The organism is Listeria monocytogenes, assembly GCF_900187225.1.
Taxonomy (GTDB): Bacteria; Bacillota; Bacilli; order Lactobacillales; family Listeriaceae; genus Listeria; species Listeria monocytogenes.
On record NZ_LT906436.1, the window covers coordinates 2,816,906 to 2,833,582 of the forward strand.

Genomic DNA, 16,677 nt, shown 5'->3' on the forward strand with positions numbered 1-16,677 from the left:
GAGAAGTTCTTTTTTAAATAGCTCAGCATCAACTCTTTAAAGCAGAAAGATACTTTTCCATATAAACATCTTTATTTTTAGAATTATATTGCATAATAAAACGTGGATGTTCTAAAGGTATAATTGTATCAAAAAAATGATGCTCTTTATTTATTTTTGATACAAAATCAAAATTATCTCCGCTACCAATGCAGTAGCAGACCGAAGTATCTATCCCAAAATCTATTTGGCTGCGGATTGACTCTAGTATAAATGGCTTCAGCGTAGCTTGAAGTTTCTTATTCTCATAATAGTTACAATTAACCTCATTGCCTTTTGCATTCGTGCGCACAATGCCAAGTGGACAAACAAAATTCATGTAAAAGTCAGTATAAAATGGCTTACAACCCCCGTATTCTGTCATAACATCATATAAAAAATCTGAGGAAGACTGGTTTATAAAAAATTTATCAATAAAAATACCGGTTTCGTTTTGAATGTGTTTCGCGTCTTCAAAAGGGACTCCTGTAACAGCAGATCCTCTCCGGGCGGGAGAACTTCCAAGTATTATCCGGCGCGGTTTAGTATCATTATAGTATTTCTGATAAAATGCCATCGTTATTTTTTGCACTAGTTCGCTTTGATCACCAGAATATGGGTTAACTGTGCGATACCCCTCCGGCAAATCAAACGAACAATTCGCAAGCGCCTCATTAAACTGCAATATTCGTTTAGCAATAGTTGTATTTTCAGTCATGTAAATTAGCCCTCTCTTTATTTTTACTTAACAATCTGCCAAACATCCTCAAATAAATCCACATAACCCGCTTGCTCCCACCTACTCGCAAAATAGGGATTATGAAAATAAGTGAACGCCGTAATAATCGCGTTTCCTTGGTTCGTTCGACCGCTAACTTCCTCGGCTTTTTGCGCTAAATGTGCTACGTGGTTTTTCACTAATTCTTCATTTTGTTCAATATAATCCGTATAAAGTAAAAACATTTTTCGGTCGGTTTTGTATCGTTTTTTCTTAGTATCGGCCAAGAGCCAAAGCCAGTCGTGAAGCGCATCATCTGGTGTTTGCCCTGCGTCCTGTGTCCAAGCGAAAATCTCCCGCGAAGTTTCCTCTAACCACCGTAGCGCCAACTTTTGAAATAAATCCTCTTTATTCCGATAATGCTTATAAAGCGCCGCATGTGTGACGTTCAAATTACTCGCAATATCATACAGCGTCGTCTTCTCCATACCTTTTTCGTAGATGATTTTTTCTGCCATATTTAAAATGATTTCTTGTGATAGTCTCGCCATTTTAATCCCTCTATTCAACTCATTCTTTGCTTTTTATTATACAGGAAAACAAAAAAGTTACAAATCCTTGACAAAGTAACTAAAAGGAGTATACTTCCAACTATAAAGTTACTAAAAATTAAAAAAGTAACTAACTTGTACTTAAAGGAGCGAATAGATTATGACAAATAAACGTGTTGCATTTATTTTAGGGGGTTCTGGCGGTATTGGTAAGGCCGTCGTCCAAAAATTGGTCGAACAAAATTTTGCGGTTGCAGTTCATTACGCGGGTAATAAGGCTAAAGCCGAGACGCTTGTTGAAAACATTGTGAAGTCTGGTGGAGAAGCGATTAGTGTTGGCGGCGATGTTGCTGACGAGGCGCAGATGATTCGTGCATTTGATTTCATTGAAAGCCAGTTTGGTGGAATTGATGTTGTCATTAACACAGCAGGTATTATGAAATTAAGCCCGATTGCTACTTTGGATATGGATGATTTTGACCTGATTCAACGTACCAACGTCCGTGGAACTTTTGTTGTTTCCAAGCAAGCTGCCCTTCGAGTTCGAAATGGTGGCGCGATTATCAATTTCTCCACTTCGGTAACACGTACCAGTTTTCCGACTTACGGGGCCTATGTTGCTAGTAAGGCCGGGGTTGAGTCGCTCACATTAATTCTGGCACGCGAGCTTCGTGGGAAAGATATAACCGTTAATGCAGTCGCTCCCGGCCCGACCGCCACTCCGTTATTTTTGACTGGAAAAGATGATAAAACAATCGACAACTTAGCAAAAGCCACACCTTTGGAACGTCTAGGACAACCTGAAGATATCGCAGAAACCGTAGCATTTTTAGCCGGGCCTGCACGCTGGGTGAATGGTCAAGTCATTTTCACTAATGGCGGATTAGCTTAATTAAAAAAGGAGGAAAACACAGCTATCTGGTTTTCCTCCTTTGATTTTATTGGTGGTTTTTAATCGCTAAAACAATCAATCCCGATACTAATAAAGTTAACGCCAAGAACAGAAAAGCCGATTGATAAGAGTTAGTCGCATTTACCAAATCCCCTATAATCATTGGTGCGAAAAAGCCACCTAAAACCCCGCCCGAGTTAATAGCCGCGTATTTTGTCGCAATGTGGCTCTGTTGAAACAACTTGTGCGGTAACCCCATTAGCGTTGTAAAGGCCATGATGAGGAAAATATTACATAAACACAAGCAAATAACCGATAGCGCTAATTGTTCAAATAAATACACCCCGTATACGGCAAACGCCCCAAGCACACAAAATGCGAAAATAATAATCGGCTCTTTTCCTTTGAAAAAACGACTAATAAAATAGCCACCGACAACTCCTGCAATTAAAATACACAGCCCAGCTAAAGAACTAATATAACTCACTTCGCTAATAGAAATCCCTCTAACCTCGTTCAAATAAGAAGCAAGCCAACTTGTTAAACCGTAGTTCGCTGCATTTATAAAAAGCGCCGATAACAAAAGAATCCACAGTTGTTTATCTTTTAAAAGTTCTGAGAAAGGTACTTTAATTTTTTCTTTTTGAGTATTTAGGTCTATTTTCGGCGCTTTAGGTACGACGATTAAAATCAGAAACCCAATCAAAATCACCGCAAAACCAATCCAGTAATACGTATTGCGCCATCCTACTGATAGCAGAAGTTGCGCGATTAATAATGGGCCAATAAATGCCGCAAAACCAGAGGAAGCGAGCATTGCTGACTGCGCAAAACCTCGCTTGTTTAATGGAATATGAAGTGAAATATAATTACTAACAGACGGGGGATAACCCGCATGTCCGAGCGCCCCCGATAAGAAACGAATAACAACTAAAAACAGTAAGGAGTACCCAAAACCAAAAATAACAAGAAACAAACCTACAATAATAATCGATATCGCAAGGACTGGTCGTGCGCCAATCCGGTTGTTTAAGTAACCCATCGGAATTTGAAAAAGCGTGTAACCGAGAAAGAACGCACTTAAAATTAACCCTTTTTGACTTGGATCAAATCCTAAATCCTGAGAAACAGTCACAAGCGAAATTCCAATAGTATATTTATCCACGTATACACTGGTGTAGCCTATAAATAGAACAAGTAATACAATTAATGAATGTCTTTCTCCTTTGACCTGATTCATTTGAATTCACTCCACTCTTCTATAGTCCCGCCAATTGCAAAAGAGCATAACCAGATTCTTTTTCTGACTATGCTCTTTTCAAAGCTATTATCCATTTAATTTATAATAATCTAAAACCACGTCCGCAACCGATTTGGCAGCAACTAACAGCGCATCTTCATCAATATCAAATTTTGGATGATGATTAAAATAAGCAATCGAAGTATTTTTCGGTTTCGCGCCAATATAGAAGAAGACACCAGGAATTTTTTGTAAATAATAAGCAAAATCCTCTGATCCGGAAAGCATGTCGTATTCAGAAATGCCCGTTAGGTACTCGCCAACACCTTTTTGCAAACTTGCAACTACTTGTTCCGTTACAGCTGGATCGTTGTAAAGTGGTGGGTAGTCATTCGTATACGTTAGTTCCACCGTTACGCTAAACATTGCTTCAATACCAGCAACAATACGGTGAATCTCTGCGTCTATTTTATCACGATTCTCCGTGTTCATATAACGCACATCGCCTTCTAACTCAACCGCATCCTTAATAACGTTAAAACTACCTTTACCATCAAAAGAACCAATCGTTATTACGCCAGTATCAAATGGGTTCAAACGGCGGCTCACTACTGTTTGAATGGCTGTCACAAAATAAGCGCCTGCGACAATCGCATCATTTGCCATATGTGGAGACGAACCATGCCCGCCAACACCTTGAATTTTAAGTTTAAAATAAGTGCGACCAGCCATCGCGTAGCCACTATGATAATAAACTTGCCCGCTTTCACCAAATGGGAATACATGAATACCAAAAATTTGATCCACATCATCTAAAATACCCGACTCGACAACGCTTTTCGCTCCGCCGGGAGGTGTTTCTTCGGCATGTTGATGAACAATTTTTATCGTTCCAGGGATGTTTTCTTTTAGTTGGATTAAACAATCTGCCAAAACGAGTAAATAAGCAGTATGTCCGTCATGACCACATGCATGCATTACGCCAGGGTTTTTAGATTTAAATGGCAATTCCGTTTGCTCTTCAATCGGAAGAGCATCAAAATCGGCACGTAACGCAATCGTTTTCCCCGGCTTCTCGCCTTTAATCGTTACAACAACGGCATGACCATTACCCACTTCAGTTGCCACTTCCACGTCTTTTCCTTTGTAAAAATCTTGGATGAAATTTGCTGTTTCTGTTTCATGAAACGATAATTCAGGATGTTCGTGCAAATGACGTCTAATCTGAGTGATTTCATCTTTTCGTTCCTGAAGCATATTCATTAACTGAGTACGCATGATAAATCCAACCTCCTATTCTTTTGCGGCTTTTAATTCGAGCGCTTTTTTCGCAGATGGTGTTGTTATAGCAACGGAAATAAGTGAAACGACACAAAAACCGACGTTCGTTAAAAGCCCCACCATTGCGGCTAAATCAATATTTCCTGAAAGTGCAATCACACCATAAATCGTAGCAGATATCGCCACGCCGAATGAGCCACCTAGCGAACTTGCCATTTTGTAAATACCAGATGCTACTCCGACTTTATCTTCTGGAGCATTAGAAATGGCTGTATCTGTTGAAGGAGTCGCATACATGCCAAGTCCAATCCCGAATAAAGCAAAACCGATAAATACAAGCACTGTATAAAGGGTTCCCGGAATAAACGTCAGCGCCATTAGTGCAATACCAACAGCCGTAATACCAGAGCCTAAAATCATTGGTTTACGCGCACCAACACGTTGAAGAATTTTTTCACCGATGCGAATCATTCCGAGCACACAGACAAGATATCCGATAGAAAGTAAACCGGATTGGAACGCCGTAAAACCGCGACCAATTTGCACATAAGTGTTTGCGACAACCAGTGTTCCAGCTGCTGCGTTTAGCAAGAAGTTCGAAAGTGTTGCGCCTGTATAAGCTTTATTTTTAAACAACGAGAAATCAATAAATCCGTTTGCTTGTCGCAGTTCCACTCGGAAAAATAATCCCGCAGAAACTAGGAAAACAACGAGCATTGTAATAGTAATTGGGCTTGTCCAGCCAAATGTTGCGCCACGAGTAATAATAAGGTTCAAACAAACCATTGCGATAACAAAAAGAACAAGACCAAATGAATCAAATTTTGCTTTTGTATTTTGAACGACTTTACTTTCTGGAGTACCTTTAATAAGTAGCATTCCAAGCAGTGCGAATACGATGGAAATAATGAAAATCCAGCGCCAGCCCATATATGTTGCGATAGCGCCACCTGCGAACGAACAAATACCTGATCCACCCCATGAGCCAATTGACCAGTAACTAAGTGCTCTTTGTCTATCTGCCCCGTCAAAATAAGTTTTCATTAAGGCAAGGGTTGCTGGCATAATACAAGCAGCTGAAAGACCTTGAATAATACGGCCGATAATAAGTAACGTCGACCCTTGAGTGACAACAAGTAGCAGTGAACCGATGATACTAAGAATAAGTCCGATATAAGTTAATTTCACGCGACCAAATTTGTCAGCCATCCCACCTGCTACAACGATAAAAATACCTGAGAATAGCGCGGTTAAACTGATGGCAATACTAAGTAAATCTGAGGAAATTCCAAGGTCAGATTGCACGGCCGGAACAATATTCACCATAGATTGAGCAAAAAGCCAAAACGTGATAACCCCGAAAACAATCCCAACGATTAGTTTATTTGTACCTTTATACGCTGTTGAAGTCATTAGTTATTCTCTCCTTTTAAGTAATCTACAACACAAGCTCCCATGGCTTTTGATGCAATTAATAATGCATCCTCATTGATGTCGAATTTTGGATGATGATGCGGGTAAAAATGGCCATCTGCCGGCATTGCTCCCACATAGAAAAATGAGCTCGGGCGTTCTTTTGCATAATAAGCAAAGTCTTCTGATGGTGGTTGCGGTTCACAGCGCACAACATCCGTGATTTCTGGGATTTTCGCTCCTTTAATAGATTTAACAACAAAGTCAGTCAAAGCTTCGTCATTATTTAAAACCGGATAATCATTTTTGTAATCAAGTTCACAAGTAACGCCAAACATTGCTTCTATGCCGCTAACGATACGGGTAATTTCTTTTTGAATAATGTTGCGTGCCTCTTCAGACATCGAGCGCACATCACCTTCAAGCTCAACCGCATCCTTTATGACATTAAAACTACCTTTTCCGTCAAAAGAACCAATTGTAATCGAGCCGACATCAAATGGATTTAAACGACGACTAATCACCGTTTGCACAGCTACTACAAATTCACTTGCTGCAACAATAGCATCATTTGCTAAATGCGGAGATGAGCCATGTCCACCTTGACCTTGTACCTTAAGTTTAAAATAAGAGCGACCAGTTTGAATCGCACCCTCACGGTAGAAAACCTCGCCCGTTTTCATCGTAGACATCACATGAATTCCAAGTACATTATCTACACCATCCAGCGCCCCATCTTGAATCATTTGAATTGCGCCACCAGGAGGAGTTTCTTCCGCATGTTGATGTAAAATAACAAGTTTCCCTGTTAATTCTTGTTTCATTTCAATAAGTGTTTCTCCTAAAATAAGCATATAAGCAGTATGTCCGTCGTGACCACAAGCATGCATTACACCAGGATTTTTAGATGCAAAAGCTAGACCAGTTTCTTCTTGGATAGGAAGTGCATCAAAATCAGCGCGAATTGCAAGTGTCTTACCTGGTTTGCCTGTATCAATCGTTACTACAACGCCATTCCCGCCAACATGCGTCCGCACATCGCAGTCCATTTCTTTATAAAAATCCGCAATATACTTCGCCGTATTCTCCTCTTGAAAAGAAAGTTCAGGGTGTTCATGTAAGTAACGACGAATTTCTATCATTCGATCTCGTTTTTCGTCTAGTTTTTGAAATAACTTCTCTTTCATTGTCCAAACCTCCATTTTTAATACTTCCGCTGGCCAGAACTTCCGTATTTTTAACTACACCTTTATTATAAAAAAAAACAAACTAAAAGAAGTTTGCTTTTTTGCTTAGTTTTAGCTTGAAATTTTCTTCTTTTCTAAACCGTAGCAACCAATGTCAAAAATCCGGTGTTAGGGGCATAAAAAAAGTTCAACTGCAGGAGTTGAACCTTTTTAAATCGTACTTCTAAACTCATAAAAATGAATCGCATTAATGTCTAAATAAGCATAAAACGACCAATCTTCCGTAATCGTCTCATCGCTCACCGTAAGAGTCGGCTGAGAGGCATCAACAATATAATCCAAAATCTCTTTATCCAGTCCATACTTACTATTAAGCTGCCAATATTTCGAGTAAAGCGCCCCATTATCGCGGTCGAATTGCCATTTACACACTTGGTATTCCCCAGCTTGAAGCCCTGTTATTCGGATATGCAGTTCTTTCTGCTCTTCCTTAGTAAATCTCTCTTCCACAGAATATCTCGGGTTAATATTCGCACAGTTCATCAGAATAAGTTGGTATCCGTCTGTATGCTTCGTCATAATAAAATCCGCACCCTCAGCAACAACAACACCTTTAAGCCTTCTCAAAAACTTCACCGCATAAAACGCCGGTCTTTTTCCGTCAAAAAAGTGGAACATTTCAATCCCATCTAAGCTAATATTTAATTGGCTGTCATCGCCTTCATGCAGTTCTGTATTAATCCAGAACCCTAGCGCATCCACTTCTGGTGCTAAATCTAGCATTGTTTTTAAAACCAACGCACCTCGGAAAAACGTACCATTCGTATACCGTGTATTTCCCGTTAGTGTATTCCAGTTCACTAGCATAAGGGGTTTATTAATATGATGGTGTTTCAAAAAAGCCTTCAACTTCCGTGTTTTAGACAAACAATAATCTTCTGAAATCATAAACGACTTCATATCTTCCTTCGAAAAATCCACCGCTTCATTTTGATTCGCATTATAGGCCACAAAGTCAATTTTATCAGCCACATCTAAAAACCACATATGCCGTTCTGGGACTTCATTTTTAGAAAGTGAAAACGGGACAAAATTTCCGACTTGGATAGCTGGAAAACGCGATTTTAAAATATGATATATTTTCAAATAAAGTTTTTTTAGTTCTTCCTTATCAGCATATGTATTTTTCGGCTCAAAAAACATAAAATGCCACTTAGAAACAAATTCTCGCCCAAAAACTTGCATACAATGCTTTAAAAAATGATCTAATCGTTCAAAAACAGCCGCTACATCGCCTACAATATCTTGATACTCTATGCGAATGAACAACTCTAAATTTTGTTGTTTTAAAAACGTGAGCGCCAAATCCGCGTTAGCGTATGGCGAAGATGTCGGTACTAGCTCGTCCGTTTCCGTTTCAGGCAAGAACGTCGAACCCCTAAACAAGTGACGAATACCAATATAATTAATCCCAATTTCATCGCGTGTCGTTATAATCTGCTTTTGCACGTTGGCTTTAAGCACTTCTTTAAGCTCACCAATTGTTAAAATATTCATATTCTCACTAAGACAACGGGCAGTCTTTTCCGTAATATCAATTTTCTTTTTCTCAAATGGCGCTTTATTTAATTCCTTGCCCGGCTCCACATCATGATAAAGTCGCGACAAATTCACTAAAATCTCCGGAGATGGCACAATTTGCTCTATACTAGCGCCCAGCTCAGATGCCTTATTGTCTATTAACAAATTCGTTTCCGCATGATGTTCCGCTCTGTACTCACTTGGCGTTAGCTCAAAATGAAACTTAAATACTTCTGAAAAATGCTTTTGACTCGAAAAACCGTTTTTTAACGCGATTTCCGTAATACTTTCCGCCGAATGTAGCAAATCTTGAATCGCATGCTTCAATCGAACTTCCGTCAAATACTGCAAAAAACCAAGCCCAGTCGTCTTTTTAAAATAACGAGATAAATATGCCTCGCTTAAAAACTCTTTTTGCGCAAACACACGAAGCGACAAGGCTTCATCAAACCGCTCCTCCACTTCTCGAATGATGCGCGAAATTCGTTTATCATTGACTTCTTTCCTAGCAGAAGATGGAACCCCTTTTTTCAAAAAACGCGTAAGTAATAATAAAATTTGGAATAACGCCGATTGCGCTTCTAATTTATTCGCCCGTTTCTTCGTCGCCGAAGCAATCAAAAGCTCACTCACCGACTTCCTTAATGACCCAACAACCCGCTCTCTCCCAGGGTCACTCTCCTTCGAGAAAAATTTAAAAGAATGCTGAAAATAATCCTCATAATAATGCGCAAAAAATGTATCTGAAATCGTTAAATTAATGAATAAGTTTGCTTCATTTCCTTCAATTGTATAAAAAGTGTTGCGATCAAGGACTAAAATATCGCCTTCGTGCAAGTAAAAATTTTGCTCAGAAATCTTGATTGTTATTTGTCCAGAAATAGCAAATACTAATTTAGTTCCAAGTGATATTTCCGACGTCAGCTGCTTTATATGTTGAATACCAATCGTATAATCTTTTAAATGAGACACTCGATTCACTCCTTCGTTTAACTTAATCGGACACTTTTATATTATCATAATCGTGAAAATTAATCGCTACCATTTTTTATGATTGCTTTAGTCATCAAACCGACACAATCAAGTCACATATCTCCGGAATTTTTGTACTTTTGCGAGACAAAATAGTAAATAAAACGGCGTATAATAAATGATTATAGAGAACGAATAAGGAGTGCGCCAAATTGAAAACTACTAAAATAGTAATTGCCTCATTAGTTAGTTTAACCATGGTTTCAAACCCGCTTTTAACATTCGCAGCAACGAATGATGTTATTGATAATACGACAGAAATCACTACTGATAAAGAAACAAGCTCAACTCAACCAACTATAAAAAACACACTCAAAGCCGGTCAAACACAAAGTTTTAACGACTGGTTTCCTGATGACAATTTTGCTTCAGAGGTAGCAGCAGCATTTGAAATGCAAGCAACTGACACTATCAGCGAAGAACAACTAGCTACTCTAACAAGTCTAGATTGCCATAATTCATCCATAACCGATATGACTGGTATTGAAAAATTAACTGGTTTAACAAAATTAATTTGCACAAGTAACAACATTACCACCCTTGATCTTAGCCAAAACACTAATTTAACTTATCTGGCATGTGATTCAAATAAACTTACAAACCTTGACGTAACCCCGCTTACAAAATTAACCTACTTAAATTGCGACACGAACAAACTCACAAAGTTAGATGTAAGTCAAAATCCACTGTTAACTTATTTAAACTGCGCGCGCAACACCTTAACCGAAATAGATGTCAGCCACAATACACAATTAACCGAGCTAGACTGCCATTTAAATAAAAAAATCACCAAATTAGATGTGACACCACAAACTCAATTAACAACCTTAGACTGTAGCTTTAATAAAATAACTGAATTAGATGTAAGTCAAAATAAACTACTGAACCGTCTAAACTGCGACACTAATAATATAACTAAACTGGACCTCAACCAAAATATTCAGCTAACTTTCCTAGATTGCTCCAGTAACAAATTAACCGAAATAGATGTAACCCCGCTTACACAGTTAACATATTTTGATTGTAGCGTAAATCCTTTAACTGAATTAGATGTATCTACGCTTTCAAAATTAACTACACTACATTGTATACAAACAGATTTATTAGAAATAGACCTAACACACAACACACAATTAATATATTTTCAAGCTGAAGGATGTAGAAAAATAAAAGAGCTTGATGTCACGCATAATACACAATTATATTTATTAGACTGCCAAGCCGCTGGTATAACAGAATTGGATCTTTCACAAAACCCTAAATTAGTCTATTTGTATTTAAATAATACTGAACTAACGGAATTAGACGTTTCCCATAACACAAAGCTGAAAAGTTTGTCTTGCGTAAATGCGCACATCCAAGACTTCTCTTCTGTAGGTAAAATTCCTGCCCTTAACAATAATTTTGAGGCTGAAGGGCAAACAATCACGATGCCTAAAGAAACTTTAACAAACAACAGCTTGACCATTGCAGTTAGCCCTGATTTATTAGATCAGTTTGGAAATCCGATGAATATTGAACCGGGAGACGGCGGTGTGTACGACCAAGCAACAAATACAATAACTTGGGAAAATCTCAGCACAGACAATCCAGCCGTAACCTATACTTTCACTTCCGAAAACGGAGCTATAGTAGGAACCGTAACAACTCCATTTGAAGCACCTCAACCCATCAAAGGAGAAGACGTCACAGTTCATTACCTTGATGACAAAGGAGAAAAATTGGCGGATGATGAAGTTCTAAGCGGTAATTTGGACGATCCTTATACTTCTAGCGCAAAAGACATCCCAGATTATACATTAACGACTACTCCAGATAACGCAACCGGAACATTCACCACTACTAGCCAGTCCGTAACGTACGTTTACACTAAAAACATCGTAGCCGCAGAGCCTGTAACCGTTAATTACGTGGACGATACTGGAAAAACGCTCTCTCCATCCGAAACATTAAACGGAAATGTTGGCGACACTTATAACGCCACTGCCAAACAAATCGACGGCTACACATTATCCGCCGAACCAACCAATGCAACTGGACAATTCACAAGCAGCGCGCAAACCGTCAACTATATTTACACAAAAAATCCAGCCCCTGAAAAAGGAGTTGTAGAAATTCACTATGTTGACGAAGATAATAAACAACTGAGCTCCACCACAGAAATTTCTGGAACAATAGGAGATAACTACACGACTGAGCCAAAAACTATCGAAGGCTATACGTTAACAACTACACCGGGTAATGCAACAGGCACTTTCACCACAGGCAGCCAAACCGTGACATATGTGTATACTAAAAACATCGAAGCAGCAGAGCCGATAACAGTGAATTACGTGGATGCTAATGGCAAAACACTCGCTCCATCCGAAACATTAAACGGAAACGTTGGCGACACATATAAAGCAACTGCCAAACAAATCGACGGCTACACATTATCCGCCGAACCAACCAATGCGACTGGACAATTCACAAGTAGCGCACAAACTGTCAACTACATTTATACGAAAAACACAAACACAGATCAACCTTTACCAACTAAAAAACCTACGAACACCACACCAACCAAGCCATCTAATTTAAAGACAACCGAAGTGAAAAAAGCTTCAGATACCCTACCAAAAACAGGCGATTCCGCACCATGGAAATCAGCTCTACTTGGGGTATTCCTATCATCCACAGCTCTAGTTATCTGGAAAAAGAAAAAATAGTAAAAAAGCCGGCCAGGATTAATTTCCCGACCGGCTTTTTGATTTCAATCTTCTTCCACTTGGATAGAAACACCCACATCCAGTAATTCCTCAACTGCATCAATCACAGAAAACTCCCCATAATTGTATATTGCATCATCTACAACTAAAATCGGCAAAGCTTCCATTCCATTCTTATCAATTAGCGCTTGAACCCGCTCTGGCAAGTCCACTTTCCTGACTTCTCCTAGCTGAATATCAAACACAATGCCTGTATAATCAAAATGGATTTCTCGCTCAGCTTCACTTTGATTCATAAACATTTTCCATATCTCTAGGTTAATCTCAGACTCATTTTCCGCAGAATAAAAGTAACTAATTCGCTTCATAATAAAAACTACTTACTTTCTAAATCATGGACAAACAGCCCGCTTAATAATTTCGGTTCAAACCAAGTCGATTTTGGTGGCATGATTTCCGCGGCATCTGCCACACCAAGTAAATCGTCCATTGTTGGCGGGAACATCGCAAATGCCACTGAATGACTGCCATTATCCACCAAACGAGTCAGTTCTTCTAAACCACGTATTCCGCCGACAAAATCAATGCGATTGTCGCGACGAATATCTTCAATTCCAAAAATCGGCGTTAAAATTTGCGATTGTAATATCGAAACATCTAGCTGACCGATAACATCATTTGGAATCACTTCGCTTTTCGCCGTAAGTTTGTACCAATTTCCGTCTAAATACATCCCTACTTGTTTTGGCTTCTCTGGCTTAAATGCTTCTTTCCCAACCTTTTCCACATCAAAACTAGTCTCTACTTTGCTAAGAAAATCCACTTCAATTGGCACATTCACAACTCGATTATAATCAAGAATTTCTAATTGCTCTTCTGGGAAAACAACCGATAAGAAGAAATTAAATTCCGCTTCTGGCCCAGCCTCTGGGAATTCCTCGCGCCGTTTCAAACCAACTTTCACAGCAGATTCCGTTCTATGGTGACCGTCTGCGATATATAGCGCTGGGACTTCCGAGAACGCCGCTGACAGGTCTTCTAAAATATGTGTGTCCGTAATTGCCCAAACCTTATGCGCGACCCCATGGAAGCTCTCAAAGTCATATTCAGGCTCATTTTCATTCACCCAAGACTCAACAAGGGCATTAATTGCTTCTTTTCCACGATAAGTAAGGAAAATCGGACTTGTATTCGCATCACAGACATCTACATGACGAATCCGGTCTAACTCTTTCTCCTCACGAGTCAACTCATGTTTTTTAATTTTTCCATTTGTATAATCATCAATCGACGTACAAACAACCAGCCCTGTTTGCGGGCGACCATCCATCGTCAGTTGATAAATATAAAATGCCGGGTTTGCTTCTCTACCAAGCCAACCATCCAACTCAAATTGCTCCAAATTATCAGCTGCCTTTTTATATACAGCTGGGTCGTAAGGGGAAACCGCCGGATCCAAATCAATTTCCGCCTTATCAATATGTAAAAAAGAATACTTATTTGCATCACCAAGTTCGCGTGCCTCTTCCGAATTAAGTACATCATATGGCAACGAAGCTACCTTTTCCGCTAAATTTTTAATCGGACGAATTGCTTTAAATGGACGTATATTTACCATTGTTATCCTCCTTTTTAGTAAAAGAGCATGAACCCGTCTGGCAATAACCATAAAGTTTCATGCTCTCATTATTTCCCGGGTAATAATTTTAAACTGTCACACCTAATGGTTCAATAACTCGAACACGCAAAACCCCTTGCACAGCTAACAAATCTTGTTTTAGTTGCTCCAAATTAGCTTGCGTTTCTTTATCAATATCAATTAATGTGTAGGCATATTCATTTTTACTGCGATTTATCATATCTAAAATGTTTAACGAGTATTTCCCAAGCTCCGTCGTAATTTGTCCGACCATATTAGGAATGTTTTTGTGACAAATCCCAATTCGTGGATGCCCATTATACGGCATTTCCACGTTCGGAAAATTAACCGAGTTTTTAATACTACCTGTTTCAAGATATGATTGTAGTTCTTTCGCAGCCATTTTGGCACAGTTGGTTTCAGCTTCTTCCGTCGATGCGCCTAAATGAGGAAATACATGCACTTTTTTATGGTTTAATAATTCTTTTGTCGCGAAATCTGTAATATACAAACGTAAAAGTCCGTCATCCAAAGCTTCCTTCACAGAAGCAGAATCCACTAACTCACCACGAGAAAAGTTTAGTAAGACCGCATTATCCTTCACTAATTGCAGTGTATCTGCGTTAAACATACCGCGCGTTTTATCCGTTAACGGTACATGAACCGTTAAATAATCGCACGTTGCTAAAACTTCTTCTATCGTCATCGCGCGTTCCACTTCTTTAGAAATTCTCCAAGCCGTGTCTACGGAAACGAATGGATCATAACCGACCACATCCATCCCAAGCGATAGAGCATCATTTGCCACTAAAGCTCCAATTGCACCTAGACCGATAATTCCAAGTTTTTTGCCCGCAAGTTCAGTTCCCGCAAAAGCTTTCTTACCAGCTTCGACTTTCTGTTCCACATCATCTTCCGCCGGTAATTCTTTCACCCACTCTGTTCCTTCCAAAATTGGACGCGCCGAAACGAATAAACTCGCAAGGACTAGTTCTTTCACGGCATTGGCATTCGCGCCAGGTGTATTAAATACAACAATACCTTTTTCAGAACAATTTTCTACTGGGATATTATTAACTCCTGCACCAGCTCTAGCAACTGCTTTCACTGTTTCTGGAAAGTCAAAATCGTGTAAGTTGTAACTCCGTAGTAAAATCCCGTCTGCTGGCTGGTTTGCATCAATCACATATTTTTCAAGATCAAATGTCTTTAAGCCTTCTTTTGCGATAGCATTAAACGTTTGGATATTAAACACGTACTTCTCCCCCTTTTCTTGCATTTGCAAATTTTTCCATAAAGGCGATTAGTGCTTCAACCCCTTCAATTGGAAATGCATTGTAAAGACTTGCTCGCATCCCGCCCACTGAGCGATGTCCTTTCAAGTTTTCAAAACCGTTTGCTTCAGCTTCTTTGACAAAAGCTTTATCAAACTCCGCAGAATTTGTCACAAAAGGAACATTCGTGAGCGATCTTGCAGAAGGTTCGACCGGTGAAGAAAAGAAATCCGATTGATCAATATAATCATATAATAATGCCGCTTTTTTGCGATTTAACGCTTCAATCCCAGCAACGCCACCTTGCTCCTTAATCCATTCAAATACTAATTTCGCTACATAAATGGCAAACGTTGGTGGTGTGTTATACATGGAATCATTCTCGGCTTGTACTTTGAAATCTAACATAGAAGGAAGTCCCTCTACTTGCCCTATCAAATCTTCGCGCACGATGACAAGCGTTAATCCAGCAGGCCCAATGTTCTTTTGCGCTCCCGCATAAATTAAACCGAATTTCTTCACATCATACACGCTTGATAAAATATTAGAGGACATATCGGCAACGATTGGGACAGTTGAATCTGGCACATCAAACATCGCTGTTCCTTCAATTGTATTATTTGTTGTTACATGTAAGTAAGCCGCATCACTAGAAACTGTAGGAATTTCAGGAATATAGCTGAAATTGCGGTCTTCCGATGAGGCAATCACTTCCACCTCAACACCCTGAATTTTCTTGGCTTCGGAAATTGCTTTCTTCGCCCAAGATCCAGTATTTACATACGCCGCCTTTTTACCATTTGCAAGATTCATCGGCACCATATCGAATTGCAAACTCGCGCCACCTTGCAAAAATAGTACTTTGTAATTATCTGGAATCTCCATCAATTCTCGAATTAAGCTCTCCGCATCGTCTAAGATGTTTTGAAATAATTCTGAACGGTGACTCAGCTCCATTACTGACATTCCTGAACCATTATAAGAGAGTAGCTCCCTTTGAACCTTTTCAAGTACCGGTACTGGTAAAACCGCCGGACCTGCCGAAAAATTATAAACACGTTCCACTCAACATCTCTCCTGTCATCAAATTTCCCCAATTACTTACAAAAATTTTCACCAATAATAGAATACTTATTGGCCGGA

General features: G+C 39.3%; 13 protein-coding genes. 2 read left to right on the forward strand and 11 right to left on the reverse strand.

Going from position 1 to position 16,677, the window contains the following annotated elements; translation table 11 throughout:
- Positions 1 to 28 precede the first annotated feature (28 nt).
- Together CKV70_RS14310 and CKV70_RS14315 are read right to left on the reverse strand one after the other, a co-directional pair.
- Positions 29 to 736 (reverse strand): SMUG2 DNA glycosylase family protein, encoded by a 708-nt coding sequence (locus CKV70_RS14310; protein WP_010990078.1) that lies wholly within the window; start codon positions 734 to 736, stop codon positions 29 to 31.
- Between the two features lie 23 nt (positions 737 to 759).
- A complete protein-coding gene (locus tag CKV70_RS14315; RefSeq protein ID WP_003732146.1) occupies positions 760 to 1,287 on the reverse strand; it encodes a TetR/AcrR family transcriptional regulator in 528 nt (175 codons plus the stop codon).
- Positions 1,288 to 1,447: 160 nt separating this feature from the next.
- Between CKV70_RS14315 and CKV70_RS14320 the strand changes: the two genes are divergently transcribed.
- Positions 1,448 to 2,179: an SDR family oxidoreductase gene (locus tag CKV70_RS14320; protein WP_010990079.1), complete on the forward strand. Its 732-nt coding sequence runs from the start codon at positions 1,448 to 1,450 to the stop codon at positions 2,177 to 2,179.
- 46 nt (positions 2,180 to 2,225) lie between these two features.
- On the opposite strand, the gene CKV70_RS14325 is transcribed toward CKV70_RS14320, so the two are convergent.
- From CKV70_RS14325 to CKV70_RS14345, 5 genes are all read right to left on the reverse strand, one after another.
- A complete protein-coding gene (locus CKV70_RS14325; protein ID WP_014601236.1) occupies positions 2,226 to 3,419 on the reverse strand; it encodes an MFS transporter in 1,194 nt (397 codons plus the stop codon).
- Between the two features lie 87 nt (positions 3,420 to 3,506).
- On the reverse strand, positions 3,507 to 4,697 hold the full coding sequence (locus CKV70_RS14330; RefSeq protein ID WP_014601237.1) for an amidohydrolase: 1,191 nt from the start codon (positions 4,695 to 4,697) through the stop codon (positions 3,507 to 3,509).
- Positions 4,698 to 4,712: 15 nt separating this feature from the next.
- Positions 4,713 to 6,113 (reverse strand): multidrug efflux MFS transporter NorB, encoded by a 1,401-nt coding sequence (locus CKV70_RS14335; RefSeq protein ID WP_003722177.1) that lies wholly within the window; start codon positions 6,111 to 6,113, stop codon positions 4,713 to 4,715.
- Positions 6,113 to 7,315, reverse strand: a complete 1,203-nt coding sequence (locus CKV70_RS14340; protein ID WP_003732150.1) for a M20 family metallopeptidase — start codon at positions 7,313 to 7,315, stop codon at positions 6,113 to 6,115. Before CKV70_RS14340 ends, CKV70_RS14335 begins: the two co-directional genes overlap by 1 nt.
- A gap of 195 nt (positions 7,316 to 7,510) precedes the next feature.
- A complete protein-coding gene (locus CKV70_RS14345) occupies positions 7,511 to 9,853 on the reverse strand; it encodes a helix-turn-helix domain-containing protein (RefSeq protein ID WP_014601238.1) in 2,343 nt (780 codons plus the stop codon).
- A 212-nt stretch (positions 9,854 to 10,065) separates the two neighbouring features.
- On the opposite strand from CKV70_RS14345, the gene inlJ reads away from it, so the two are divergent.
- On the forward strand, positions 10,066 to 12,621 hold the full coding sequence (gene inlJ, locus CKV70_RS14350; RefSeq protein WP_014601239.1) for a class 1 internalin InlJ: 2,556 nt from the start codon (positions 10,066 to 10,068) through the stop codon (positions 12,619 to 12,621).
- Positions 12,622 to 12,665: 44 nt separating this feature from the next.
- Here inlJ and CKV70_RS14355 read toward each other — a convergent pair whose 3' ends face one another.
- The 4 genes from CKV70_RS14355 to serC all read right to left on the reverse strand — a co-directional run bounded on the left by CKV70_RS14355 (position 12,666) and on the right by serC (position 16,599).
- Positions 12,666 to 12,989 (reverse strand): arsenic metallochaperone ArsD family protein, encoded by a 324-nt coding sequence (locus CKV70_RS14355; RefSeq protein ID WP_012951059.1) that lies wholly within the window; start codon positions 12,987 to 12,989, stop codon positions 12,666 to 12,668.
- Positions 12,990 to 12,997: 8 nt separating this feature from the next.
- The gene (locus CKV70_RS14360) at positions 12,998 to 14,239 is read right to left on the reverse strand and encodes a DUF1015 domain-containing protein (protein WP_014601240.1); all 1,242 of its coding nucleotides are present in this window, start codon (positions 14,237 to 14,239) and stop codon (positions 12,998 to 13,000) included.
- An 88-nt stretch (positions 14,240 to 14,327) separates the two neighbouring features.
- Positions 14,328 to 15,515 (reverse strand): phosphoglycerate dehydrogenase, encoded by a 1,188-nt coding sequence (locus tag CKV70_RS14365; protein WP_009918143.1) that lies wholly within the window; start codon positions 15,513 to 15,515, stop codon positions 14,328 to 14,330.
- Positions 15,508 to 16,599 (reverse strand): 3-phosphoserine/phosphohydroxythreonine transaminase, encoded by a 1,092-nt coding sequence (serC, locus tag CKV70_RS14370; RefSeq protein WP_012951057.1) that lies wholly within the window; start codon positions 16,597 to 16,599, stop codon positions 15,508 to 15,510. The genes CKV70_RS14365 and serC overlap by 8 nt, the downstream gene beginning before the upstream one ends.
- Positions 16,600 to 16,677: the final 78 nt, after the last annotated feature.

What these genes read in the sequence shown, in the direction of transcription:
- CKV70_RS14315 (WP_003732146.1), bottom strand. Translation starts at nt 1,287, where the DNA reads ATGGCGAGACTATCACAAGAAATCATTTTAAATATGGCAGAAAAAATC.
- CKV70_RS14335 (WP_003722177.1), bottom strand. Translation starts at nt 6,113, where the DNA reads ATGACTTCAACAGCGTATAAAGGTACAAATAAACTAATCGTTGGGATT.
- CKV70_RS14330 (WP_014601237.1), bottom strand. Translation starts at nt 4,697, where the DNA reads ATGCGTACTCAGTTAATGAATATGCTTCAGGAACGAAAAGATGAAATC.
- CKV70_RS14325 (WP_014601236.1), bottom strand. Translation starts at nt 3,419, where the DNA reads ATGAATCAGGTCAAAGGAGAAAGACATTCATTAATTGTATTACTTGTT.
- CKV70_RS14360 (WP_014601240.1), bottom strand. Translation starts at nt 14,239, where the DNA reads ATGGTAAATATACGTCCATTTAAAGCAATTCGTCCGATTAAAAATTTA.
- CKV70_RS14340 (WP_003732150.1), bottom strand. Translation starts at nt 7,315, where the DNA reads ATGGAGGTTTGGACAATGAAAGAGAAGTTATTTCAAAAACTAGACGAA.
- CKV70_RS14310 (WP_010990078.1), bottom strand. Translation starts at nt 736, where the DNA reads ATGACTGAAAATACAACTATTGCTAAACGAATATTGCAGTTTAATGAG.
- CKV70_RS14355 (WP_012951059.1), bottom strand. Translation starts at nt 12,989, where the DNA reads ATGAAGCGAATTAGTTACTTTTATTCTGCGGAAAATGAGTCTGAGATT.
- CKV70_RS14320 (WP_010990079.1), top strand. Translation starts at nt 1,448, where the DNA reads ATGACAAATAAACGTGTTGCATTTATTTTAGGGGGTTCTGGCGGTATT.